Raw genomic sequence first — 24,599 nt, forward strand, 5'->3', positions numbered from 1 at the left:
TGTTCTTCATGCATCGCCTGCCGTCACGCCGCTGCGCTTCGCTTCAATGATCATCTGGTGAAATTCCTCCGCGGCGGGCGTCAATGCCCGGCCGCGCCGCTTCACGATGCCCACGCGCCGCTTCACGACAGGCTCCACCAGAGGCACGCTCGTGAGGATCGGATGGTCATGCCCCGGCATGGCCATCGAGGGCACTGCGGCGACACCCAGCCCCGCTTCCACCAATCCCAGCATGGTCGTCACGTGCCGCGTCTCACAGACGCTGGGCGCACGCGGAGCCACAGCCGACAGCGCCTGATCGAGCAGCAGCCGGTTGCCCGAGGTCTTGTCCACCGACACGTAGTCGTGCGCGTAAAGCTCGTTCCACGTCACGCGCTTCTTTCGGGCGAGCGGATGATCGCGCCGGCAGGCGGCAACAAACCGCTCCTGCAGCAGCATCTTGAATTCGATCTCGGGCTCCTGGCTGCCCATGAAGCTCAGGCCAAAGTCGGCTTCGCCGCTGATGACGGCGCCCAGCACTTCGTTCGCACTTGCATCCAGCAGCTTGACACGGATGCGCGGAAAGCGGCGGTGATAGCGCGCAATCAGGTTCGGCAGAAAGTAGTAGGCCACTGACGGCACGCAGGCGATGGTCACTTGCCCCAGGCGGCTCGATGAAACATCGCGGATGCCCAGCAGCGCGACGTCGAGGTCGTCGAGCAGTTGTTCGGCACTGCGGGCGAACACGCGGCCGACGGTGGTGAGCGTGACGCTGCGCGTGGTGCGCTCAAACAGGGGCACGCCGAGCGCGCTTTCGAGCTTGTCGATTCGACGGCTCAACGCGGGCTGGGAAATGCTGATCGCCTCGGCGGCCTTGCGGAAGTTGCCCAACTCCACCACCGCGCGAAACGCCTGCAAGTCCGTCAAATCGAAATTGATGCCCACCGGCCAGCCTCCACATCCCAGATGCGCAGCATTTTGCGCGATTTATCGCAGGGGTGACACGTCTCCAGCGGCGCACGGCATGGCTCGATCAGTTGCGTGCTGGGCACCGAAACGGGGTGCAGATTGCAAGCGGCCACGCCCGACAGCGCGCGAGCGCTTTATCAAAAAAGCTCATCAAACCTGCCAATGCGTTGAAATGCGCCGACGCTTCGTGTCACATGTCGCACCAAGCCACGTCACCCCTCTTTCGTAGGGGGGTATGGCACGGTTCGTGCAGCCTTGCGCACGGTTCGACGACAACAAAAACGTTGGGAGGGTGTATGCGAAACAAGCGGGTGTCCGGGGCACCACTGTTGGAAGAGAGCGTTGCACAGACGGCCTTGCGCATGGCGAATTGACGACTGCGGGCTCGATGAGGCCGAGCAACCAGATACCAGATGGATCTCTTCTTTCAAGGATGTCTTTGATGATCGTGTTTTCTCAACGATGGATTGCCGTCGCAGCGATTGCATTTGCGCTCGCGGGGTGTGGCGGCGGATCCGACAGCACGCAGGCCAGCAGCGCGAGTGGTGGCACGGGGACGCAAGGCGGCTCCAACGGGGGCACTAACGGAGGCAGCCCTGGCGGCCAGACCGGCGGGAATGGCGGCGGAAACACCGGCGGCGGCACGCCCAGCCTGTCGGCAAGCGCCGCGCTCGTCGCCAAGATGGGCAAGCCTTCGCGCGTGCTCGTCGGCCTGGGTTCGGGCCAGTCGATTTCGGATATGCAGAGCCAGGGCATTCGGCCTGACATCATCGACGTCTACCTCGTCGGGGCCGGGCCGGGTTCGTGGCCCTACTGGAACAGCCCTGACGGCGCGTACATCACGTATGCCGCGCAAGCTGCCCAGACCTATGGCGCCACCCCGATGTTCACCTTCTATCAGATGGCGCAGAACGGGGACGGCAACCTGAGCGGCATCACCGATGCGACGTTCATGAACACGTACTGGAGCCAGGCGCGATTGATGTATCAACGCATCGCTGCGCTGAATGCGCCCGTGCTGATCAACCTCGAGCCCGACTTCTGGGGCTATGTGTGGGCGCAGGCCCCGAGCCATGATCCAACGCAGATGGCGGCGGTGGTGAACAGCCAGCCGGAATGCAGCAGCCTGCCCAACACGGCCGCCGGCATCGGGCAGTGCCTGGTGCAGATGGCCCGCCAGATTGCACCCAAGGCGCTGATCGGATTCCCGCCCGCGTTCTGGTCGGGATCGCCGACTGCGGTTGCGGGGGAAATGCGCGCTGCGGCCGCGCACCAGGCTGACTTCATCGTCGCCCAGACCAGCGACCGTGACGCCGGCTGCCTGGAAGCTGCCGCCGTGTCGGAGTGCACGGGCCGCGGCGGTACGTTCTACTGGGATGAGAACAACGTCAACACGCCCAATTTCCATCAGTCGCAAACCAGCTACCTGGACTATCGGACTGCGTTGGGGAATGGGCTGCCCATTCTGTGGTGGCAGACGCCGCTGGGCGTGCCGTCCAGCACGCCGGGCGGCACCAATCAGCATTACCGCGACAACCGCGTCGACTACATGCTGCGCAACACGCAGGAATACGGCACCGGCCATACCTTTGCCATCGTCTTTGGCTCGGGCGGCACGTACCAGACGACGATCAACACCGACGGCGGCCAGTTCGCGCGGCTGCTCGGTCTGTATCTCGGTGGGGGCGGCGCCACCCTGCAATAACCGGGCGGGCGGCGCTCATGCGAGGCTAGGCAACCGTGGCGTAGTCAACGCGGTTGCGGCCTTTGCGCTTGGCTTCGTAGAGCGCATCGTCCGCAGCCTTGGTCAATGCGGCCAGCGACGGGAAGCTCGAGCGCCGCGCGGTCGCGCAACCGACGCTCACGGTGAACGGGGCCAAGCCTGTGTTGCCCACGGACGCGCCTGTGCCTTCCACTTCGGCACGGATGGCTTCTGCGATGCGCGTGGCGCCGGCCTCGCCCGTATCGGGCAACAGCACCACGAATTCCTCACCGCCATATCGGGCCGCGAGATCGCCGCGTCGTCGCGCATGCTTGGAGATGCACTGGGCGAGGTACTGGAGCGCGATGTCGCCCTGAGCATGGCCGTGCTCGTCGTTATAGCGTTTGAAGTGATCGGCATCGACAAAGAGCACGGAGAGCCGACTGTCATTGCGTTGCAGGCGATCCCACTCGTTTTCCAGCGCGACATCCAGAGCGCGCCTGTTCTTCAGCCCGGTGAGCGGGTCGGTTTGCGTAAGCTCCCGCAGGTGGTCTTCCGCCATCACGCGGCCCCGCAGCGCAAAAGCCAGGAGCCAGACACCTGCACAGAACGCAAGACTCACCGACAGCGACGACAGCCCCACGATCCACGACAGCCGCTGCCAGGGGGCAAGCGCATCGCTCATGGCCGGCGCGACCACGGCGATGAACGGTGTGCCCGGCACGCGCTGGAACGTATAGAGGCGGAGCACGCCGTCGCTGGCCGACGGCGCCACATAGAAGCCGGACTCCTGGTTGACCATGCGCGGGAACGTCAGCGACTTGTTGAGATTGAGCGCGCGCGCTGCGCTGGGCGGCGGATTTCTCGCCACCAGCGTTCCGTCCGTGCGGACGATGGCCGTGACGCCGCGCGGCCCGACATCGAGCTTTTCAAGAAGCTGCCGGAAGTAGTCGAGGTCGATCGCCACCAGCGCGGTGCCGGCAAACGTCCCATCCCGTCGGTTCATCCTTCGGCTCAAGGCGATGGCCTCCACCCCCGCGCGTGACCGGGCCTTGTAGACGGCGGACACGTAGAGGCCAACGTTTGCGTGGTCGCGATGGACGAGAAAGTAGTCGCGGTCGCTGAAATCCCACCGGTGCGTCAAGGAGCAGCAGCCGTCCACGAGCCGGCCCTTGTCGTCGGTCACGCCCATGCCGGTGACGTACCGGGCAGAAGCCGTCGGGCTGAACAGCAGATCGTGCCGGACCTCCGGATCGAGGTTGCGGATGCCGGGTTTATCGAGCGCAGCGATCAGCGTCTGCAATGACTGATCAGCCGACTCAACGGTGCGCGAGATGTGGCTGGCCAGAACGGCGGCGACATTCTTCGAGGTGTCGTGAGCATGCTCGATGGCCGTTTCCCGATTGGCCCACAGCGTCAGCACACTGATTGCCAGGACAATGAATGTCAGCAACGTTCCAAGTGCACCAACGATCAGGGGATGGTGGCCTGCCAATGTGGCCAGCCGTTGGGCAAAGGGACGAAGGGGCATGTCGTGGTCTTGGGCGACGACAAACCGCAACGCTGCCGGGTCGACGGGGCATCGTGCGGTCGATCTTGGGGACGGTATTGATAGGTGTGGGGCACGCCGTCACCGCTGGTTATCGGCACAAGACAGCAAAACTGCAGTCCAGCGACCGGTTTCTGTTGGAAGCCCAGCCCGCCGGACACAAAGTGCGGAGGCGGGCGGGGCATCCGCCGCTCGCCAGTCGGCGTCGGTCCGCCCACATCCGCACCCGGCTCAACCTGCGAGCGCTGCAGCGAAATCACGATACGAGCCCAGCGGCCGGCCCAGCAGGGTGGTCAGACGCTCGACATCGCCCGCCTGCGGAACCATGCCGTCGCTGACATACCGTTCGGCCATCAGGCGCATCTCATAAGCCATCCATTTGGGCAGGAAGTTCGTCAGGTTGCGCTCGAATCCGGTCGGGTCGTCGCCGCCGTAGGCCACGGGGCGGCCGAGCGTTTCTGACCAGATCGAGGCCAGCTCTGGGCCCGTCAGCGTATCCGGCCCCACAAGGTTGATGGTCTCGATCGGCAGCTTGCCCGGCGCCGCATCCCGGCGGATCACCTCGATGGCCGCGACTTCTGCGATGTCGCGCGTGTCGACCATCGCAACGCCCTTGCTGCCGATCGGCATCGGGTAGACGCCATGGTTGACGATGACGTCCTTCACCATGTGTTCGTTGTCCATGAAGTAGGCCGGACGCAGGATGGTGGCGCTGAAGCCCATCTGCTCGATCATGCGTTCCGCGCCGGACTTCACTGCAAAGTGCGGCACGTTCACGAAACGCTCGGCGTGCATGACCGACAGATAGACGACGCGCTCAACGCCGGATTCGCGTGCCACGTTCAGCGCAAGCAAGGCCTGCGTGAATTCGTCCCCGGCGACCGCATTGAGCAGGAACAGGGTCCGGACACCGGCAAAGGCACGCCGCAGGGAGTCCAGATCGAGCATGTCGCCCTGCACGACGTTCACGCCGCCCGGGAAGTCGGCTTTTGCGGGGTCGCGAACCAGCGCGCGCACGTCCGCACCGCGGTTGGCCAGTTGATGCACGACTTGGCGGCCGACGCGGCCCGTAGCACCAGTAACGAGGATGGTCATGATGTTCACTCCTTGAGTGGGTTGGGTTCCCAGCTAAGGTAGGTGATCCATCTATGGTCCGGAAGATGCTATAAATAGACAGCGTGTCTCAAAGGTGGAACACATGGATTTGCTGGCGCTTGCGGATTTCAACCTCGTTGCCCGACATGGAAGCTTTGGCGAGGCCGCCCGGGCGACGGGGCGGCCGAAGGCGACGCTTTCTCGCCGGGTCTCGGAGCTGGAGGGCAGTCTCGATCTGCGGCTGTTCGAGCGCGGTTCGCGCGGGCTCAAGCTGACGCAGGAGGGCCATGCGCTGTATGAGCGCACGGGCACGCTGCTCGCCGAGATCGCGGAAACCGCCGCGGCAATTGCATCGGGCAGCGAACAGCCGCGCGGACGTCTGCGCATCAGCGCGCCCATGCTGTTTTCGCAGGTCGCCATGGGCAAGCTGGTGGCCACGTTTGCGCTGAAGTATCCCGAGGTGCAGCTGGAGGTGACGACCGAAGACCGCAGCGTCGACATGATCGAAGAGGGGTATGACCTTGTGATCCGTGTCAACCCGGACCCGGACGAAAGCCTGATCGGACGCGTGTTCCTGCATGACCGCCTGGTCGTCGTAGCCGCGCCCGCACTGGAGCGCCCGTCGGGGCAAGCCGTGACGCCAGCCGTTGTCCGTGGCCCGGGCAGTGGGACCGCCGCCTGGGACATCACTGGGCCGGAGGGCAAGTCGCGCATCGGCATCAGGCCGATCGCGCAGTTGTCGTCGCTCATCATGGTGCGCGACACGGTCCGTCTGGGCGTGGGCGCCGCCTGCCTGCCGGTGTCACTGGTCGCACAGGACCTGGAGGCCGGCACGCTGGTGCATTGGGGCGATGTGGAGGGTTCTGATATCTCGGTCTGGGCGCTGTATCCGTCCAGACGGTTGCTGAGCGCCCGCGTTTCCGCTTTTCTCGACCATCTCAAAGACGCGTTCCCGACGGGCGAGCCGCAAGAGCTGGCGGCCTTTATCCGTTCGTCGCCTTAAAACGCGGGTGGCAAGCTGCCACGGCAGTTCCAGGAGACGCCGGCCTTGAAGACGAAATGGGTGACGGGCTTCCCGTTCGCTGCGCCAGTGTTTAAGCGTGGAACGCGAGGCTTGGACCGTGGGGTTCGAGTGTCTGAGGGTGAAGCTTCAGTGTCTGAGGGTGAAACTTCAGTGTTTGAGGGTGAAGCTTCAGTGTTTGAGGGTGAAGCTTCAGTGTTTGAGGGTGAAGCTTCAGTGTTTGAGGGTGGAGCTTCAGTGTTTGAGGGTGGAGCTTCAGTGTTTGAGGGTGAAGCGCCAGTGTTTGAGAGTGGAACTTCACTGTTTGGGAGTGAAGTTGCCGACCATCGTCACAACATGCGCTGGCCGCCCTACCAGTGCGGCCACACTCGGCAAGATCGTCGCCCTCGCGAAACTCAGAGCCCCAGTTGAGACAAACCGGGATGATCCTCCGGGCGGCGCCCAAGGGGCCAGAAGAACTTCCTGTCGGCTTCCTTGATAGGGAGGTCGTTGATGCTCGCATGGCGATGCGTCATCAGGCCTTGTTCGTCGAATTCCCAGTTCTCATTGCCGTAACTGCGATACCACTGACCAGCGTCGTCGTGCCACTCGTAGGCAAAGCGCACGGCGATACGGTTTCCTTCGAACGCCCACAACTCCTTGATCAGGCGATAGTCGAGTTCGCGCTTCCACTTCCGCTCGAGGAGCGCCTGCGCTTGTTCTCGACCGACAGGAAACTCCGTACGGTTACGCCAGCGGGTATCCAGGCTGTATGCCAGGACGATGCGGGCGGGTTCACGTGTATTCCACGCGTCTTCTGCCAGCCGAACCTTCTGGATGGCGGTCTCGCGGGTGAAGGGGGGGAGGGGCGGGCGCGCTTCCATGGCAACTCCATGCGGTTGTTGGTGGATGTAGACAGATCTGTCTATGTGCGAAGGTAGCGCATAGAGACAGATCTGTCTAGGTCGAGATTGCCGCTACACGGTTGGGGCAGACAAACTTGTCTACAATGCCCCTATGACCTCTGAAACCCGTGCCCCCAGCGATTTCTCTGCCCGTGAGCGCATCCTGTTGACTGCGCACGACCTCTTCTATCGTGAAGGCATTCGTGCAACCGGGATTGACCGCGTCATTGAGGTATCCCAGGTTGCGAAAGCGACGTTTTATCGGCACTACCCGAGCAAGAACGACCTCATCACGGCTTATCTGGATTTCCGCCACGACAACTGGATGCGGTGGCTTCGGGCAACGTTGGAGCGACATCTCGGTTCGGGAAGCCCGCCGCTGGATGCCTTGCTGGCGACCTTCAATGAGTGGTGGCGTCACCCGGACTTTCGCGGTTGCGCGTTCATCAACGCCGCCGTCGAACTTCCAGAAGCGGTTGAATTGGCGAGGCGCCACAAAGAGGAAATGACCGCGGCGTTCGAGACGCTTCTGCTACACGGAGCAGGACGACCGGCTCGGGCGAGAGCGCTGAGTTTGGCCGTGGATGGCGCCATCATCCACGCTCAGATGGGGCAGCCTTTGCGTACCGTTCTCGAGGCGCTCAAGCTGGTTGCTGAGCCGCTCCTCAAGGGGAAAGCGTAGGCCTGTGTCTCAGCTGCACACGGCTGGAAGAGCCGGTCAGCAGAGTTTGAGTGGCGCAACGATGGCGGCAGCCGTGCAGCCCCGAAGTTATGGAAGGTTCAAGCGCCGCGAACCTGTGCAATCGCCACCAGAATCACGGCTGCGTTGGCCGGCTGCTGGAAATGCGAATAGATCGCCCGTGCATGGCCGGCCCGGGGGCCAAGCACGTCCGCCAGGAAATCCGATGCCCCGTCGATGACGGCGGGCTGCTGCAGCCAGCCTTCAGCGCTTGTGACATGGCCTTCCAGCCGCACGATGTGGTCCAGTCGTTCGAGACCGCCCAGATGGGCATGGATCTGCGCCAGCACATTCAACGCCGCAAGCTCGGCCGCGCGTCGGCCTTCATCCAGAGTCAGATGGTTGCCGACTTGGCCTTGCCAGACGACCTTGCCCTCGGCCAGCGGCAATTGCCCAGAAATGAACAGCAGATGGCCTGCCTGATCGACGGCCGTGTAACTGCCCAACGGCTTGGGCGGATCGGGCAAGGCCAGCCCGCGCGCTGCAAGCCGTTGCTGTACGGACGACTCAAAAGCGGTTGCGTTGCTCATGACGCGACTCCTTGTTGATCGGGGCTGCCGCGATACCTTCACGGCAGTCCTCGGTCTTCAGTCAGTGGTAGGTGCAAGGCCTCAGCGGCCGGCGCTGAAACCACCGTCTACGGGCAGCACGGTGCCCGACACGAACTCTGCGTTGGCGAGGTAGAGCACGGCTGCGCTGACCTCATCGATGCGTGCGATGCGGCCCAGTGGGTGCATGCTGCCGAGTGCGGCATGTGTATCGGCCGGATGCATCGGCGTGTCTGTCACGCCAGGGGCCACCGCATTCACAGTCACGCCGAGGGGCGCCAACTCAAGCGCCAAGGCACGGGTTGCCTGGTTGATGCCGCCCTTCAGGGCTACCGCCAGGAGTGCCGGCACGCTGCCGTGCGGCTGCATGGCCAGCGAGGCGGTGATGTTGATGATCTTGCCGCGCTTGCGCTCGCTCATGTGCTTGGCGGCTTCCTGCGACGCGTACAACGTGCCCTTCAGGTTGGTGGAAATCTGCTCCTCGATTTCTTCGGGCGTGAACTGCACGAAGGGCTTGGCAGCGAAGATGCCGGCATTGTTCACCAGCACATCGACCTGCCCGAAGCGGGCGATGGCCTGGGCAAAAAGCTCGCGCGCAGATTCGGGCTTGCCGACATCCCCAGCCACACCCAGGAAGCGATCGCCGGCGTTCAGGCGGTCGGCAGCCGACTGCAGGCGTTGCGCCGAGCGACCCGAGCCGACGACGTTGTAACCCTCGTTGAGAAAAGCTTCGGCCAGACCAAGGCCGATGCCGCTTGTCGCGCCCGTGATGATGACGGTGGGATGTGCGTTGCTCATGATGAATCTCCAGTGCATGGGGTGATGGGGCCGGCGCCGTGTTGGAAGAGCGCCGCCGGTGGAATGCACTGTATTGCCGCCTTGGAAAGCAAAAAATAGGGTCGGCTACACTTGTCCTATTACATGGGGTAACAAATATGCACCGGCAATTCGACGACATCCTGCTTGGCAGCATCGAGCTGTTTTGCCTGGCCGCCGAGGCCGGCAGCTTTACTGCGGCGGCCAACACCGCAGGGGTGACGCCGGCAGCGGTGAGCCGCTCGATCGCGCGTCTGGAGAAACGCCTGGGCGTACGTCTGTTCGTGCGCTCGACGCGCAGTCTCCGTCTGACCGAAGGCGGCAGAGACTACTTCGAGCAATGCCGCGCCGCGCTCAACCAGCTGATCGAGGCGGAGCGCAAGGTGACGGGCGAACAGGTGCAGCCGTCGGGCACCCTGCGCATCAGTGCGCCGACCACGTATGGGCACTACCGGCTCCTGCCGTTGCTGCCCGCACTGCGGGAGGCATTTCCTCTGCTCAAGTTCGAACTCCACATCGGCAACCGCAATATCGACTTTCATGAGGAAAATTTTGACGTGGCGATCCGGTTTCGCACGCAACCGGATTCGACCATGGTCTCGCGCCATCTGGAGGACGCCGAACTCGTCGTGGTCGGCAGTCCCGCCTACCTTCAGCGAGCGGGGCGCCCTCACACGCTGGAGGACCTGAAGCAGCACGAGTGCATCCAGTTCGATCTGCCCAGCAGCGGCCGGCCGATCGCGTGGTTGTTTTCGGATGAAGGCAGGGATCGGGAGGTGCTGCCCACCGAAGGCCATTACCTGTGTGCCGAAGACGTATTGGCCGGCGTGACCCTGGCCAGGGCCGGTGCGGGGTTGTTCCAGACCTATCGCTTCATCGTCGAGAAAGACCTGGCCGATGGCACGCTGGTGGAAGTGCTGCAGGCGTATGCAGGCAGGTCTCGGCCAGTCAGTCTGGTGTACCCGCATGGCCGTTTGTTGCCATTGCGCGTGCGGGTGTTCGTGGAGTTTCTGGTGGAGCGGGCTGCGGCGCTGGCGCATCAGCGTGCAGCTGCGGCGCGGGTTCGAAGCAAGCGGAAATAGAGGTCTTGCTTGCGCCAAGGTTGCGTTCCGACAGTGGAATCCGTGCCGCTGGTTCGGCCCGAACGGATCCCGATCGGATCTCCCCCTGGATTTTTGAAGCGGTTGCCGGACGTTCACGCAACTCTGAATTTTTGCGGGTGCCCGTCGGCCCCGGACGTCCTGATACAACCTCTCCGGAAATCCGACGCACTAGGCGAGCACAAGTCCCAAGCTGTCTGGCACGCTCTCGGGATCGAAACAGTGGAAGAGAGCAGGGATTAGCCGACAACCGAGTGTGGAACTGTCCATGCCGCACAGCAAAAGAGGCTAGGCTTCGTATTTCGTCAACTGCTCGCCGCGGCCCGCGATGCCAAACATGCGTATTCCCCCAATGAAGGCGATCATCGCATTCGAATCCGTCGCGCGGACGAAGAGCGTGAATCGCGCGTCCGAAGAGCTTGGCCTGACAGCCTCGGCTGTCAGCCACCAGATCAGCAATCTGGAGGCGGCGATTGGCCAGCCTTTGTTCTTCCGGCAAGGGCGCGGCTTAGTACTGACGCCCGTAGGCGAGCAGTACTTGCGTGACATCACGGGGGCGCTTGCCGACTTGGGCCGTGCCACTGAGCGCGCCTCCAGCCGCGCCGAAGTCGAGATCTTGCGCGTGCACTCCAGCCCGAGCTTCGGCCTGATGTGGCTGTTGCCCCGGCTCGCGGCGTTCCAGGAGGACCACAGCGACATCCGCTTGAATGTCTCGTGTTCGTATGAGGATGTCTCGTTTACCAGCGGCTTTTACGACATCGATATCCGCTATGGACACGCACATTGGCGCGACGTCCAGATCAAGACGCTGCGCGGCGAACGCATTGTCCCGCTGGCGTCGCCCGCATATCTAGACAAACACCCGGTGTCATCCCCAGAGGATTTGCTCGCGCATCGACTCATTCGATCCGAAACGCCGCTTGTGCAGTGGCAACAGTGGTTCGCGCGTGTGGGCGTTGAACACATGCATGTGGCGTTCGACTTTGCGTTCGACCGCTCATACATGTCGCTTGAGACCGCGGCACTCGGGCTTGGCGTGGCGTTGGAGAGCACGTTGCTGGCCTCGGTCCTCGTGGCGCAGGGACGGCTGGCGCCAGTGTTTGGCGACGACCACGCGCTTGAGGTCGCTGGACACCACATCGTGTTTCCACCACAGAACGCCGACCTGCCCCGCGTGAAGCGCTTTCTTGCCTGGGTCGACCGGCAACTGACGCTGCATCCGACGACATAGCGCCGCGGGCTTGTCTGGTGCCGCGCACCAAGGCCGCCGCGGCCCATATCTGAAAATTTCTCAGCCATAGTTGAATCCAACTGCGTTGATCGAATGGCCTGCGGGAACAACACTGCAGCCAACAAGATTCCAACAAGCAGGAGACAACGATGTTGCTCGAGAACAAGGTAGTCATCGTGACCGGGGCGGCCTCGCCCCGCGGTATCGGCAAGGCGACGGCGAAGGCGCTTGCTGCACACGGTGCACGGGTGGTGGTGCTGGATCTGCGGCTTGAAGATGCAGAGCAGGCGGCGCGCGATCTGGGGGAAGGGCATCTGGGCCTCGCCTGCGATGTAACCGATCGCAGCGCCTGCGATGCCGCTGTGCAAGCCGCTCTCACCAAATACGACCGCATTGACGGTCTCATCAATAACGCCGGGATCACGCAGCCGCTGCGCACGCTGGACATCCAGGCCGGCAATTTCGACGCTGTGGTCGATGTGAACTTGCGCGGCACGCTCTATATGTCGCAGGCTGTGTTGCCGCACATGAAGGCGCACAAGGGCGGCAGCATCGTCTGCATGTCGTCGGTATCCGCACAGCGTGGCGGCGGTATTTTCGGTGGCCCGCACTACAGCGCCGCAAAGGCGGGCGTGCTGGGGCTGGCCAAGGCCATGGCACGGGAATTTGGTGGCGACAATGTCCGCATCAACTCCATCACGCCGGGGCTCATCCAGACCGACATCACCGGGGACAAGCTCACACCCGAGATGCGCGCGGAGATCATCAAGGGCATTCCGCTCGGCCGGCTTGGCGATGCGGCCGACGTTGCCAACGCGTGCCTGTTCCTCATCAGCGATCTGTCTGCCTACTTGACAGGCATCACGCTCGACGTGAACGGCGGCATGCTGATCCACTGAACGACCCACACCGCCATGGCTGGCATACCGGCCGTGGACTTCTTCGAGACACAGGCACCCGGGCCCACCCGGGGCACATGGTAGGAGACACCATGACCACGAAGTTTGCATCGCCCTTGCCGGGCGACGAGTCGGCGCGCGCGGATGCGGCCACGTTCGAGTCCCGCACCTACGCCAAGGTTGCGCGTCGGCTCATTCCCTTCCTGATGATCTGTTACCTAGGCGCCTATCTGGACCGCGTCAACGTGGGCTTCGCCAAGCTCCAGATGCTCAATGATCTGCGGTTCAGCGAGACGGTGTATGGCTTGGGCGCCGGCATCTTCTTTCTCGGCTACTTTCTCTTTGAAGTGCCAAGCAATGTGATCCTGCACAAGGTGGGCGCGCGCAATTGGCTGGCGCGCATCATGTTGACGTGGGCCGTCATCTCAGCGGGCTTTGCGTTCGTGAGCACGCCGACGTCGTTCTACGTGCTGCGCTTTCTGCTCGGGGTCGCCGAAGCGGGCTTCGCGCCGGGCGTCATTCTGTACATGACGTACTGGTTCCCGTCGCAGCGCCGGGCCAAGGCATTGTCGATGTTCTTCATGGCGATCCCGCTGGCAGGCATCGTCGGCGGGCCGCTGTCGGGCTACATCCTGCATACGTTCCACGGTGCGGCGGGGTTGGCCGGCTGGAAGTGGCTGTTCCTCATCGAAGCCTTGCCTTCGCTGCTGCTGGGTGTGGCGATTCTCTTCTATCTCGACAACGGGATTGCCAACGCCAAGTGGCTGACCGATGCGGAAAAGGCGCTGCTCGAGCGCAACGTCGCCGGCGACAACGCACAGAAAACCGCACATGGTTCGGTGGGCGCCTTCATCGCAGACCGCCGCCTGTGGCTGCTGGCCGCCATCTACTTCTGCGTGGTGCTTGGGCAATACGGGCTAACGTTCTGGCTGCCGACGTTGATCCGCAAGGCTGGCGTGGCGGATCCGCTGTTGGTGGGCGTGTTCACCGCCGTGCCCTACGTATGCGCCATCGTCGCGCTGCCGCTGATCGGCATGAGCGCTGATCGCCACCGCGAGCGCCGCCTGCATCTTGCCGTGCCGATGGTGGTGGCCGCCGCCGGGTTCGCAGCGCTGCCGTTGATTGGCAACGTAGGCGCCGCGCTGGTCTGCCTGAGCATTGCTGCCGCTGGGATCCTGTCTTCGTCATCGCAGTTCTGGTCGTTGCCCACCGCCATGTTGGGCGGCATGTCGGCCGCTGCAGGCATCGCTGCAGTCAACTGCTTCGCCAACCTCGCAGGGTTCTTTTCTCCGGCCATTGTCGGCTGGCTCAACGATCTGACGGGCAAATCAACAGCGGGGCTGATCTTCATCTCTTCGGCCATCGTGCTCGGCGCCGTGCTGGTGTTCTTTGTGCCGGCCAAGGCCGTCAACCGCTGAGTTGGCTGCTGTCTGTGCCTCATGTTTCCGCATCAATCCAGGAACAATCATGACTTCCACATCATTGCCACCAACCGACGCCGTGCCCCTGGCCGAGCGCGCTTACCGCATCCGCCGCAACGCGCTCTTGATGGGCGAAGTGCAAGGCCAGGGCTACATCGGACAAGCGCTGGACATTGCCGACGTGCTGGCCGTCGCCTACTTCGGCGCCATGCGCTACCGGCCCGAAGACCCCGACTGGGAGGGCCGCGACCGCTTTTTGCTCTCCAACGGCCACTATGCGATTGCGCTCTACGCCGCGCTGCTCGAAGCCGGCATCCTGCCGGCCGAAGAGCTGGCGACGTACGGCAGTGACGATAGCCGGCTGCCCATGTCCGGCATGGCAAGTTATACGCCCGGCATGGAGATGTCTGGTGGCTCGTTGGGGCAGGGGCTCACGATTGCAGTCGGCCGCTGCCTCGGCCTCAAACGCAAGGGCTCCGACGCGTTCGTCTACACGCTGTTCTCAGATGGCGAGCTGGACGAGGGTGCCGTATGGGAGGGGTTGCTGTCCGCCGCGCATTGGAAGCTGGACAACCTGATCGCCGTGGTGGACGTGAACAACCAGCAGGCCGACGGCCCGTCGACGCAGATCATGGCGTTCGAGCCGTTGCTGCCGAAGCTTGAAGCGTTCGGCTGGTTCACCCAGCGCGTGGATGGCAACGACATCGATGCGGTCAAGGCCGCCTTCGATGCAGCGCGCGCACACAAGGGTGCGCAGCCGCGCATGATTATCTGCGATACCCGCATGGGTTGCGGTGTTCCGTTCCTGGAGCAACGCGAAAAGAATCACTTCATCCGCGTTGATGCGCACGAATGGCAGCTCGCGCTGCAAGCACTGGAAGCCGGGAGGACCGCATGAGCAGCACCGTCATCAACAAGCCCAAGCTGAAGACCTCGGCCATGATCGCGTCGATCGCCGGGGAAGGGCAGGCAACCCGCCCAGCACCGTTTGGGCATGCGCTGGCCGAGTTGGCGCGCGTAAAGCCGAACATCATCGGCATGACCGCGGACCTGGGCAAATACACCGATCTGCACATCTTCGCCAAGGAATTTCCGGACCGCTACTACCAGATGGGCATGGCTGAGCAGTTGCTCATGGGCGCCGCCGCCGGCTTGGCCAATGAAGGTGCACAGCCGTTTGTGACGACCTACGCTGTCTTCGCCACCCGTCGCGCATACGACTTCATGCACCAGACGATTGCCGAAGACAACCTCGACGTAAAGATCATCTGCGCGCTGCCTGGGTTGACCACCGGCTACGGGCCGAGCCACCAGGCCGCCGAAGACCTCGCGCTGATGCGCGCCATGCCGAACATGACCGTCATCGACCCATGCGACGCGCTGGAGATCGAGCAGATGGTGCCGGCCATTTCGGCGCATGAAGGGCCTGTCTATGCGCGCCTGCTGCGCGGCAACGTGCCGGTGGTGCTTGACGAATACGGCTATCAGTTCGAGCTGGGCAAGGCCAAGCTGCTGCGCGACGGCGCCGAGGTGCTCGTCATCTCGTCGGGCATCATGACGATGCGCGCGCTCGAAGTGGCCAAGTCGCTGGAGGGCGATGGCATTGGCGTGGGCGTCCTGCACGTGCCGACGATCAAGCCGCTCGATACGGAGACGATCCTGCGCGAGGCACGACGCTCAGGCCGGCTCGTGGTGGTGGCAGAGAACCACACCGTGATCGGCGGGCTGGGCGAGGCGGTCGCAGGCACGTTGATGCGCGCCGGCGTCAGCGTGCCGTTCCGCCAGGTGGGACTGCCGGATGCGTTCCTGGATGCCGGTGCACTGCCGACGCTGCATGACCGCTACGGCATTTCCACCAATGTCATGGCATCCACGATTCGGGGATGGCTGGACTAACAAAAACGCCTCCGCCCGTCGGTGGAGGCGTCTTTGCCATTCAGGGTCGAATTTCTTCGCATTCGTCGGATACTGAGTATCTGACGCGACGAAAGCGCATTTCGCCTTCGTAAGTTTCAGTTTGCTGGCTTTCATCGCTTGGCGATAACGTTCGTCAACTTATGCCAAGCGAGGTTGGCGCCGCGTAAGCAGTCGTGGCAAGTCCTCGAAGGGGTCACATTTACAGTCCCGACAACGCCGACACTCGCGCTGAACCGTCTTTGACTGTTGCATCGCGAGCATTTGCAAGAGTGCTTCGCGGGGCGGAATCTTCTCCCGTCGCTTCCCTGCCTTTCTTCGTTTATGGCAAAAGATCGGATCGATAAGACCTCTAGCAACAATATCGCTCTCCCCGCGCTCACAGGATGGCGTCGTTTCCATTCCGGAAGAACGCGGGTCCTACTTCCTCTATTGTCAATTTGTGATTTCAGTCGCCTGAGCGGTCCAACCTGCGACCCGCTCGCTCAAGGACAACCCAAGGCCCGGGCGCGTGGGGACAATCATCCGCCCATCGCGGGTGTCCAGCTTCTCGTTGAACAGGGGCTCCAGCCACTCGAAATGCTCGACCCACGGTTCCCGGGAATATGCCGCCGCAAGGTGAACGTGTAGTTCCATTGCAAAGTGCGGCGCAAGCATGAGGCCCGCGTGGTCCGCCAACGCGGCAATCCTGAGGAAGGGGGTGACGCCTCCAACGCGCGGGCCATCCGGCATGAGGTAATCCGCCCCGCGCTGTCGGATGAATTCCCAGTGCTCTGGCACGCTGGTCAGCATCTCCCCCGTGGCGATCGGCGTGTCGAACTGTGCGGCCAGGGCGGCATGGCCCTCTGCGTCATGGCAATCAAGCGGTTCTTCGATCCAAACCAGGTTGAATTGCTCGAAGGTGCGGCACATACGCTGTGCAGTCGGTCGGTCCCACTGCTGGTTGGCGTCCACCATGAGCGGGAAGTCATCGCCGAGATGCTTCCGCACCGTTTCGACACGCTTCACATCCAAGGCGCGATCCGGCTGACCAACCTTGAGCTTAATACCCCCGATGCCCTTGGCGCGCGAGATGTCGGTATTGACGAGCAACTGATCAAGTGGGGTATGCAGGAACCCACCCGAGGTGTTGTAGCAGCGAACGGAATCACGTTGCGCACCCAGTAGCTTTGCAAGCGACAAATTGGCACGTTTCGCTTTCATGTCCCACAAGGCGACATCGAAGGCGCCGATAGCTTGGGCAGCCAAGCCGCTTCGGCCCACCGATGCGCCAGCCCAAGCGAGCTTGTCCCACAGGCGCGCGATGTCATTCGGATCTTCGCCGATGAGTGCTGGCGCGATCTCTTTGGCATGCGCAAACTGGCCTGGCCCACCTGCACGTTTGGAATAGCTGAAGCCCAGACCGCGATGGCCGTCTGCCGTGCTGATCTCGACAAACAGGATGGCGATTTCCGTCATCGGCCTTTGGCGGCCGGTGAGGACTTTCGCGTCGCTGATTGGGGCAGCAAGGGGCAGGAAAACAGAACTGATGCGAATGTGCTCGATGCGGTCGCGAGCGAGCTGGCGGGTAAGAAGGCTGTCAGGATGATTCATGGTGATTGCTAAAGAGAAGAAATGGAAAGTTTGACTGCTGCTACATCGAGATCAGGGCAACGATTTCGCGGCAGCCGTTGATGAAATCGAATTGATATCGGGTGCGGCTTCGGAGGGAAGGCGCTCAAGCTTGCCGACCACCAAGAGATAAGAGAACGCACCCGCCAGAGCGACGCCTGCAACGTAGGTGAGCGCAGCCTCGAATGAACCGGTCTGCTTGATCATCCAACCGATGGCCAACGGCGTAACGATGCTTGCGAGATTGCCGCACAGGTTGAAGATGCCGCCGCTGACGCCCATGGCTTTCTTGGGCGAGACATCGCCCACGATGCACCAGCCGAGATTTCCAATACCCTTGGCGAAGAAGGCGATCGACATCACGAGCACCACGATGGCGGTCGACTGCACGTAGTTGGCAATGACGATGCTGCTGGACAGGGCCAGCCCGGTAATGATCGGGATCTTGCGGGCAGCGGTCAGACTGAAGCCACGCTTGAGCATCCAGTCAGACCACAGGCCCCCGATCATTCCGCCCAGGCAACCGGCAACGGCGGGAATCGCGGCCACCACGCCCACCTTCAAGATCGACATGCCCTTCGCCTCGATGAGGTAGGTCGGGAACCATGTCAGAAAGAACCACGTAATAGACGTCAGGCAGAACTGACCGATATAGATGCCCACCATCATGCGATTGGCCGAGATCGCTTTCAACTGACGCCAGCTGAACGGACTCGGACCATCTGTCATGGTGGGCAGGCCGCCGCCGGTGGAGATGTACTGAAGTTCTGCGGCGTTCACCCGGGCATGCCTGGATGGTTCACGGACGACGCGTAGCCATACCAGTCCGAGCAAAACACCTACGGCGCCCGTAGTGAAAAAGACGTACTGCCATCCCCATGTACTGACGGTGAACGTCATGATGGGCGTGAATGCTGCCAGCGCGAAGTACTGGGCTGACTGGAACACTGATGTCGCTAGCCCCCGTTCCTGCGTGGGAAACCACATCACCGTCAGCCGGCTGTTGCAAGGGAACGCTGGCGATTCGGCTATTCCCATCAGGAAGCGCAGCGCGAAGAGGACGATGAAGGCTGACGCAGCAAACAGGTGCACGTAGCCCTGGAGGAATGTCAGGGCAGACCATGTAAGCAGGCTGACTCCAAGCACGATTCGCGCACCGAACCGGTCGAGAAGCAGGCCGCCGGGGATCTGCATTGCCGTGTAGGCCCATCCGAAAGCCGAAAACGCGATGCCCATGGCCATTGCGTCAAAGCCGAGGTCGTGGCGCATCGCGGGTGCCGCGATAGACAGCGTGGCGCGGTCCACATAGTTGAATACCGTCACGATGAAGATCATCGACAAGATGAACCATCGCACCCGGGTTCGATGCGCGAGTTGAGTTGGCACGGTCATACGGGTCTCCTGTGGGATGCCAGGCTCGCTTCTAATTGAGCGAGATCTTTCTTTGCGGGGCCGCCTTCGGTGTCATGTGAAATACGGCACCCGACGAAGCCATTATTAGATGATTGCGCAATCATTCAAGCGGAATTGATTGCGCAATCATCCTCGTTTACCCTGCGGTTACCGAGGGTGACGAAAACGTCCTCCCTCCATCCCCCACTGACTCTGCCGGGAGGGCAATATGGCCAGAAAGCCGAAAAGCCGGTCGCAAGGCACGTCTGCCGACGGGACGTCCAGCGTGACACTCATCGATGTGGCTCGTATGGCCGGCGTCGCGCCCATGACGGTTTCGCGCGCTCTGAATCGTCCTGAACTCGTCCGAGAGGAGACGCAGAAGAAGGTATTGGCGGCTGTGCGGGCAACGGGATATGTGCCAAACATGCTTGCCGGCGGCCTTGCCAGCAGCCGCAGCCGGTTGGTGGCTGTTCTGCTGCCTACCATTGCCAGCTCCATCTTTGCCGAGACAGTCCAGGCATTGATGGATGGATTGTCGGTGGCGAACTACCAGACGCTGATAGGTTTGACGGGCTACTCCGCCAGTCGTGAAGAAGCCTTGGTCGAGGCACTGCTAGGGCGTCGGCCAGATGCCATCGTTCTCGCGGGAACCGACCACACCAGCACGACTGTCGACCGCTTGACCAGGGCCGGCATCCCCGTCGTGGAAATCTGGGATCTGACCGAGAAGCCCATCGATATGGCCATCGGTTTCTCACACGAACAGGTCGGACGGGACGTTGCTCGCCACCTAGTGAAGAAGGGCTATCGCCGCTTCGGCGTCATCTCGGTCAACGACCCACGCGGCTTGCGGCGATGTGAAAGCTTCAAGGCAGAGCTTGCGAGACAAGGCATCAGCGACTGTCCGTTCGAAACACTGCCCGCACCGGCAACGCTTGAGGGCGGGCGGCGCGGGCTGTGGCGCATGCTCGAATACACAAGGCCTGACATCATCGTCTGCAGCTCCGACACGCTTGCTGAGGGCGTCCTGATGGAAGCAGCCAGCCGGGGCATGCACGTGCCTGACGATTTGGCGGTAATGGGTTTCGGCGATCTGACCATGGCGGCGCAACTGCACCCCGCGCTATCCACGGTCAAGGTCGGCGGTGCGGATATCGGCAAGCGGACGGCAGCAGCTTTGCTTGAACGGTTCCAGATGGCCGCCGCCCGAGGCCCGGTGTGCATCGATACCGGTTTCTCCATCATTGATCGGGAGAGTGCCTAGTGCAGCAATCGTCCGGGTGCGGCGACACGATCGCATAACTGGAAGATTCTCGGCTGCCAGCGTCTAGCGAAAGATCATTTAGCTTTGCTCGCCGCCATCCCGAGATCGTCTTTGCCCATGAGCCAGTCGACTAGATGATCGCGAAACCCTTCAGCCGCAGGCGACACTGTCCGGCTAGTGGAATGGTAGAGACACACTTGCCGCATCACCTCTGGATCGACGATGTGTCGCATCACCAGACCAAGCGGGCGGCCCAATAGGCCAACATAGGCCGGTGCAAGCGTAAGCGCCAACCCCTCGGCCGCCATCCCCAGCGCTGTACTGATGTTGTCCACGATATCCATGGGTGCAATGCGCTCGTGTTCGTCTGCGCCGGCTCGCATCAGGGATACGTTGCGTTCGTAGTCCCGCCCCGCCGCAACGAGCGGCTGATGACGCAAGTCTGCCCATGCAATTTCCCGCCGCTTGGCGAGTGGATGGCTGCGCGCACACCAAAGCACCCAAGGACTTTGGAATAGGCCGACGCTCGCGACATCCTCCGACACCCCCTGGTCAGGTCCGATGGCGAGATCAACGTCAGCATTGACCACCATGTTGATGAGATCGTCCACCGCCGCGTCGCGGATGCGAATCACGACCTTAGGGTGATCTTTCACATAGGCCTTGATTGCCGCGGGCAGGATGGTGCTGGCAACCACCAGGGGCGCAGCGACGCGCACGATGCCCGCCGCGCGATTGCGGATGTCATCCGCGGATGACTGGGCCAGTTCAATGTGCTTGAGCACGCTTCTGGCCGGCGCCAAAAACTCGCGTCCCGCTGGGGACAGCATCACGCTGCGGGTCGTCCGATCAAACAGTCGAAAACCCACCGCCGCCTCGAGTTCCGCCACGAGTTGGCTGATCGCCGAGGCTGACAGACTCATTCGCTCACCCGCTTTGGCAAAGCTACGAACGTCGGCAACGGTCAGGAAGGCGCTGAGTTGTCGCGGGGTGAAACGCGCTTGAGACATGTTCGACCGATTAATAAGACAAGCTTCATAATAGGCCACTATTCATCGATTGTGTTGTTCTATGTCGTGCCGCATGCTCGCGCCAGTCCAAAGAAAAAATAAGCGATTCCACCCAAGGAGACACCATGGCGCCCCCCACCATTGCGGCCCTCGCCACGACGGGCGATTCTGAAGAACGCACCTACAGAAAAGTCACGTGGCGGTTGGTCCCGTTTCTTTGCCTGTGCTTCGTGATCGCGTTTCTAGACCGCGTCAATGTTGCTTTTGCCAAGCTTCAGATGGTCTCCCAGTTGGGATGGAGCGAGCAGGCCTATGGCTTCGGTGCCGGCATTTTCTTTCTCGCCTATTTCCTGTTCGAGGTTCCGAGCAACCTCGTCATGCATCGCGTAGGCGCGCGGCGCTGGATCGCGCGGATCATGATCACGTGGGCGTTGCTCACAGGCGTCATGGCGTTCGCACACTCCACCACGGCGTTCTACGTAGTGCGCTTTTTGATCGGGGCGGCCGAAGCGGGGTTTTTTCCCGCCATCATCCTGTATCTGACCTACTGGTATCCCGCCAACCGAAGGAGCCGCGTGATCGCCATCTTCATGACGGCCATCCCGATCGCTGGGGTCAGTGGGGGTGTGCTATCGGGGTGGATCCTGACTGCGCTCGACGGCTATCACGCGTTGGCCGGCTGGCAGTGGCTCTTTCTTGTCGAAAGCGTTCCCTCGCTCGTCATTGGCATCGCCGCCCTTTTTTATCTCGACGACAGCATTCATGCCGCCAAATGGCTGACCCCGGCGGAGCAGCAACTGCTGGTTGCCAACATTCAAGCGGATAGCCAACGCAAAACGACGGTTTCATTGTCTGCTGCGTTTCGACGACCCCTTGTCTGGGTCTTGGCACTCGTCTACTTCGGGGCAGCCATGGGCCAGTACGGATTCGGGTTCTGGCTTCCTTCCATCATCAAAAATCTGGGTGTGAAGTCGCCCTCTGAAGTCGGGCTGCTGTCCGCGATTCCGTATGCGTTTGGTATTGCGGCCATGCTCGTTGTCGGACGCAGTGCCGATCATCGAAACGAGCATCGTTGGCACTACTTGGTGGCGGCGATTGCGGGAGCGGCCGGGTTGGCCTTGAGTGCTGCATATAGCGATCATCGAGCCGTCTCAATTGTGGCGCTTACGCTGGCTTGCATGGGTCTGCAGTGTCTTGCGCCTGTGTTCTGGCGAATTCCAACTTCCCTGCTGGGCGGCGTTGCAGCCGCTGCTGGCATCGCGTTGATCAACTCAGTGGGCAATCTCGCCGGCTTCCTGAGCCCTTACATGGTCGGCTGGATTGTCGATCACACCGGCAGTACGAACCTGGCGCTCTACGTCATTGCCGGATGTCTCTTTGCGTCGGGCGCCATCGTATTCGCGCTTCGAGACCAGTCGCACAAGGCCGCTGCCAGCCTGCTCAATCAGGAATCTGCATCATGAAACACCACCTAGAAGACTTGTACGCCGCCCTGGTCGACGTGCTCGGAGAGGCTTGCATCGTCCGTGACGAGGACCTCGTGTCGGCGTACGCCGGCGACTGGAGCGAAGCGCCAAGGCAGTTGCCCGGACTGGTTCTGCTGCCGCAAACGCCGCAACAGGTGGCGGCGGCGCTCGACGTGTGTTCGCGCTTTTCGCAGCCTGTTGTGGTGCAAGGCGGCCTGACCGGGCTTGCCGGTGGAGGCACGCCGCGCCCGGGCGAGATTGCGCTTTCGCTCTCGCGGCTGAACCGCATTGAAGAGATCGATGCGGTTGGCGGTATCGCCGTCGTACAAGCTGGGGTGGTCCTTGAAGCGCTGCAGAAGAGCGTTGAAGAGCACGGGTGGTCATTCCCCTTGGACCTCGGTGCGCGAGGATCCTGCCAACTGGGCGGAAACGCGGCCGTCAATGCGGGGGGAAACCGCGTCATCCGCTACGGAACCATGCGCGCGATGGTGCTGGGCATCGAGGTTGCGTTGCCCAACGGCACCCTCCTTACGATGCTCAACCGAGTGGAGAAAAACACCACCGGCATCGACCTGAAGCATCTTTTCATTGGCAGTGAGGGGACGCTGGGTGTCATCACGCGGCTCGTCTTGAAGCTGACCCCCAAGCCGACCAGTTCGTGCACCGCGTTGTGCGCACTGCCTTCATTCTCGTCCGCCGCTCGACTCCTTAAACAAGCGCGTATGGCGCTGCCAAGCCTCTCGGCATTTGAGGTGATGTGGGCCGATTTCATGGCAGCGGCTATCCAGATTGCATCCTTTCGCCAGCCATTTACAGCAGAGGCGCCCGTCTACGTCCTGATTGAAACGCAGGGTGCCAACGAGGATGAAGAGCGTCGGCAACTCGAGACCTTCCTGGGCGACGCGTTGGAAGCGGAGACGGTGATGGACGTCATCGTTGCGCAGTCGCTCGATGACAAGGAACGGCTGTGGCAATACCGGGAAACTGTCGGCGAACTTCTGGCGCAGATGAAACCCCACGCTGCGTTTGATGTGGGAATCCCGATGGCCGCCATGGAGACGTTCGTGAGTTCGACCCGAGAGGTTTTGACGCGAAGGTTCCCAGATCAGCAGCATCTGTTCTTCGGACACATCGGCGACGGCAACCTGCACGTTCTGTCGGGCCCCCATTCGACAGACGAGAACCTGCATTGCGTCGAGGACATCGTCTACACCGCGGTTCGGGACGTGGGCGGCTCCATCTCTGCGGAACATGGCATCGGCGTCATCAAGAAGGCGTTCTTGCACAACAGCCGGTCCACGGAGGAAATCTCGCTGATGCGCAGCCTCAAGGCATTGTTCGACCCGAATTCGATTCTCAACAGCGGCCGGATTCTATAAACAGCAAGAGGGGAAGCACGATGAAAGTCCTGGTCGCAGTCAAGCGCGTGATCGATTACAACGTGAAGGTTCGCGTGAAGACGGACGGCAGCGGTGTCGATCTGGCCAACGTCAAGATGAGCATGAACCCGTTCGACGAGATCGCCGTGGAAGAGGCGGTTCGCCTGAAAGAGGCGGGCGTCGCTACCGAAGTGATCGCCGTTTCGTGCGGCGTGACGCAGTGCCAGGAAACCCTGCGCACCGCCATGGCCATCGGTGCCGATCGCGGCATTCTGGTCGAAACCACTGAAGAGCTGCAGCCGCTGGCGGTCGCCAAGCTGCTCAAGGCGCTGGTCGACAAGGAACAGCCGCAACTGATCATCCTCGGCAAGCAGGCGATTGACGACGATGCCAACCAGACCGGCCAGATGCTGGCTGCACTGGCTGGCCTGCCGCAAGCCACGTTTGCCTCGAAGGTGCAGATTGCTGACGGCAAGGCTTCGGTCACGCGTGAAGTGGACGGCGGCCTGGAAACCCTGTCGGTCAAGCTGCCGGCCGTGGTCACCACCGACTTGCGCCTGAACGAGCCGCGCTACGTGACGCTGCCGAACATCATGAAGGCGAAGAA

At 62.1% G+C, this 24,599-nt stretch carries 22 protein-coding genes; 13 read left to right on the forward strand and 9 right to left on the reverse strand.

Features of this window, described 5'->3' with window-relative positions; translation table 11 throughout:
• Window positions 1-6: 6 nt before the first annotated feature.
• Window positions 7-924, reverse strand: a complete 918-nt coding sequence (locus tag ABIC76_RS12800; protein ID WP_354534180.1) for a LysR family transcriptional regulator — start codon at window positions 922-924, stop codon at window positions 7-9.
• 466 nt (window positions 925-1,390) lie between these two features.
• Between ABIC76_RS12800 and ABIC76_RS12805 the strand changes: the two genes are divergently transcribed.
• On the forward strand, window positions 1,391-2,653 hold the full coding sequence (locus ABIC76_RS12805) for a hypothetical protein (RefSeq protein WP_354534181.1): 1,263 nt from the start codon (window positions 1,391-1,393) through the stop codon (window positions 2,651-2,653).
• A 25-nt stretch (window positions 2,654-2,678) separates the two neighbouring features.
• Here ABIC76_RS12805 and ABIC76_RS12810 read toward each other — a convergent pair whose 3' ends face one another.
• Window positions 2,679-4,181, reverse strand: a complete 1,503-nt coding sequence (locus tag ABIC76_RS12810; protein WP_354534182.1) for a GGDEF domain-containing protein — start codon at window positions 4,179-4,181, stop codon at window positions 2,679-2,681.
• Between the two features lie 249 nt (window positions 4,182-4,430).
• Complete coding sequence (locus ABIC76_RS12815; protein ID WP_354534183.1) at window positions 4,431-5,294, reverse strand: SDR family oxidoreductase; 864 nt, start codon at window positions 5,292-5,294, stop codon at window positions 4,431-4,433.
• A gap of 103 nt (window positions 5,295-5,397) precedes the next feature.
• On the opposite strand from ABIC76_RS12815, the gene ABIC76_RS12820 reads away from it, so the two are divergent.
• On the forward strand, window positions 5,398-6,297 hold the full coding sequence (locus ABIC76_RS12820) for a LysR family transcriptional regulator (RefSeq protein WP_354534184.1): 900 nt from the start codon (window positions 5,398-5,400) through the stop codon (window positions 6,295-6,297).
• A 413-nt stretch (window positions 6,298-6,710) separates the two neighbouring features.
• On the opposite strand, the gene ABIC76_RS12825 is transcribed toward ABIC76_RS12820, so the two are convergent.
• Complete coding sequence (locus ABIC76_RS12825) at window positions 6,711-7,178, reverse strand: nuclear transport factor 2 family protein (protein ID WP_354534185.1); 468 nt, start codon at window positions 7,176-7,178, stop codon at window positions 6,711-6,713.
• A 133-nt stretch (window positions 7,179-7,311) separates the two neighbouring features.
• Here ABIC76_RS12825 and ABIC76_RS12830 point away from each other — a divergent pair, with 133 nt between their 5' ends.
• Window positions 7,312-7,881, forward strand: coding sequence for a TetR/AcrR family transcriptional regulator (locus tag ABIC76_RS12830; RefSeq protein WP_354534186.1), 570 nt, complete (start codon window positions 7,312-7,314; stop codon window positions 7,879-7,881).
• 98 nt (window positions 7,882-7,979) lie between these two features.
• On the opposite strand, the gene ABIC76_RS12835 is transcribed toward ABIC76_RS12830, so the two are convergent.
• Together ABIC76_RS12835 and ABIC76_RS12840 are read right to left on the reverse strand one after the other, a co-directional pair.
• Window positions 7,980-8,468 (reverse strand): RidA family protein, encoded by a 489-nt coding sequence (locus tag ABIC76_RS12835; protein WP_354534187.1) that lies wholly within the window; start codon window positions 8,466-8,468, stop codon window positions 7,980-7,982.
• A gap of 81 nt (window positions 8,469-8,549) precedes the next feature.
• Entirely contained in the window at window positions 8,550-9,284 is a 735-nt protein-coding gene (locus tag ABIC76_RS12840) for an SDR family NAD(P)-dependent oxidoreductase (RefSeq protein WP_354534188.1), read from the reverse strand.
• Window positions 9,285-9,421: 137 nt separating this feature from the next.
• On the opposite strand from ABIC76_RS12840, the gene ABIC76_RS12845 reads away from it, so the two are divergent.
• From ABIC76_RS12845 to ABIC76_RS12870, 6 genes are all read left to right on the forward strand, one after another.
• Window positions 9,422-10,384 carry a LysR family transcriptional regulator gene (locus tag ABIC76_RS12845; RefSeq protein WP_354534189.1) on the forward strand — a complete coding sequence of 321 codons (963 nt, stop codon included), beginning with the start codon at window positions 9,422-9,424 and terminating at the stop codon, window positions 10,382-10,384.
• A 355-nt stretch (window positions 10,385-10,739) separates the two neighbouring features.
• Window positions 10,740-11,633 (forward strand): LysR substrate-binding domain-containing protein, encoded by an 894-nt coding sequence (locus ABIC76_RS12850; protein ID WP_096745283.1) that lies wholly within the window; start codon window positions 10,740-10,742, stop codon window positions 11,631-11,633.
• Window positions 11,634-11,782: 149 nt separating this feature from the next.
• A complete protein-coding gene (locus ABIC76_RS12855) occupies window positions 11,783-12,532 on the forward strand; it encodes an SDR family NAD(P)-dependent oxidoreductase (RefSeq protein ID WP_096745282.1) in 750 nt (249 codons plus the stop codon).
• 92 nt (window positions 12,533-12,624) lie between these two features.
• The gene (locus tag ABIC76_RS12860; RefSeq protein WP_354534190.1) at window positions 12,625-13,950 is read left to right on the forward strand and encodes an MFS transporter; all 1,326 of its coding nucleotides are present in this window, start codon (window positions 12,625-12,627) and stop codon (window positions 13,948-13,950) included.
• 49 nt (window positions 13,951-13,999) lie between these two features.
• The gene (locus tag ABIC76_RS12865; RefSeq protein WP_354534191.1) at window positions 14,000-14,851 is read left to right on the forward strand and encodes a transketolase; all 852 of its coding nucleotides are present in this window, start codon (window positions 14,000-14,002) and stop codon (window positions 14,849-14,851) included.
• On the forward strand, window positions 14,848-15,849 hold the full coding sequence (locus ABIC76_RS12870; protein WP_354534192.1) for a transketolase family protein: 1,002 nt from the start codon (window positions 14,848-14,850) through the stop codon (window positions 15,847-15,849). Before ABIC76_RS12865 ends, ABIC76_RS12870 begins: the two co-directional genes overlap by 4 nt.
• A 453-nt stretch (window positions 15,850-16,302) precedes the next feature.
• Here ABIC76_RS12870 and ABIC76_RS12875 read toward each other — a convergent pair whose 3' ends face one another.
• Together ABIC76_RS12875 and ABIC76_RS12880 are read right to left on the reverse strand one after the other, a co-directional pair.
• On the reverse strand, window positions 16,303-17,460 hold the full coding sequence (locus ABIC76_RS12875) for an L-talarate/galactarate dehydratase (protein WP_354534193.1): 1,158 nt from the start codon (window positions 17,458-17,460) through the stop codon (window positions 16,303-16,305).
• A 51-nt stretch (window positions 17,461-17,511) separates the two neighbouring features.
• Entirely contained in the window at window positions 17,512-18,870 is a 1,359-nt protein-coding gene (locus tag ABIC76_RS12880) for an MFS transporter (RefSeq protein ID WP_354534194.1), read from the reverse strand.
• A 286-nt stretch (window positions 18,871-19,156) separates the two neighbouring features.
• Between ABIC76_RS12880 and ABIC76_RS12885 the strand changes: the two genes are divergently transcribed.
• Window positions 19,157-20,137, forward strand: a complete 981-nt coding sequence (locus tag ABIC76_RS12885; RefSeq protein WP_354534195.1) for a LacI family DNA-binding transcriptional regulator — start codon at window positions 19,157-19,159, stop codon at window positions 20,135-20,137.
• 74 nt (window positions 20,138-20,211) lie between these two features.
• Here ABIC76_RS12885 and ABIC76_RS12890 read toward each other — a convergent pair whose 3' ends face one another.
• A complete protein-coding gene (locus ABIC76_RS12890; protein ID WP_354534196.1) occupies window positions 20,212-21,147 on the reverse strand; it encodes a LysR family transcriptional regulator in 936 nt (311 codons plus the stop codon).
• Between the two features lie 125 nt (window positions 21,148-21,272).
• Here ABIC76_RS12890 and ABIC76_RS12895 point away from each other — a divergent pair, with 125 nt between their 5' ends.
• From ABIC76_RS12895 to ABIC76_RS12905, 3 genes are all read left to right on the forward strand, one after another.
• Window positions 21,273-22,610: an MFS transporter gene (locus ABIC76_RS12895; protein ID WP_354534197.1), complete on the forward strand. Its 1,338-nt coding sequence runs from the start codon at window positions 21,273-21,275 to the stop codon at window positions 22,608-22,610.
• Complete coding sequence (locus ABIC76_RS12900) at window positions 22,607-23,992, forward strand: FAD-binding oxidoreductase (RefSeq protein WP_354534198.1); 1,386 nt, start codon at window positions 22,607-22,609, stop codon at window positions 23,990-23,992. The genes ABIC76_RS12895 and ABIC76_RS12900 overlap by 4 nt, the downstream gene beginning before the upstream one ends.
• 20 nt (window positions 23,993-24,012) lie before the next feature.
• The coding region (locus ABIC76_RS12905; protein ID WP_354534199.1) for an electron transfer flavoprotein subunit beta/FixA family protein at window positions 24,013-24,599 on the forward strand (587 nt) is incomplete at its 3' end.

Origin of the sequence: Ralstonia sp. 1138 (assembly GCF_040544795.1) — a bacterium.
GTDB lineage: Bacteria > Pseudomonadota > Gammaproteobacteria > Burkholderiales > Burkholderiaceae > Ralstonia > Ralstonia flatus.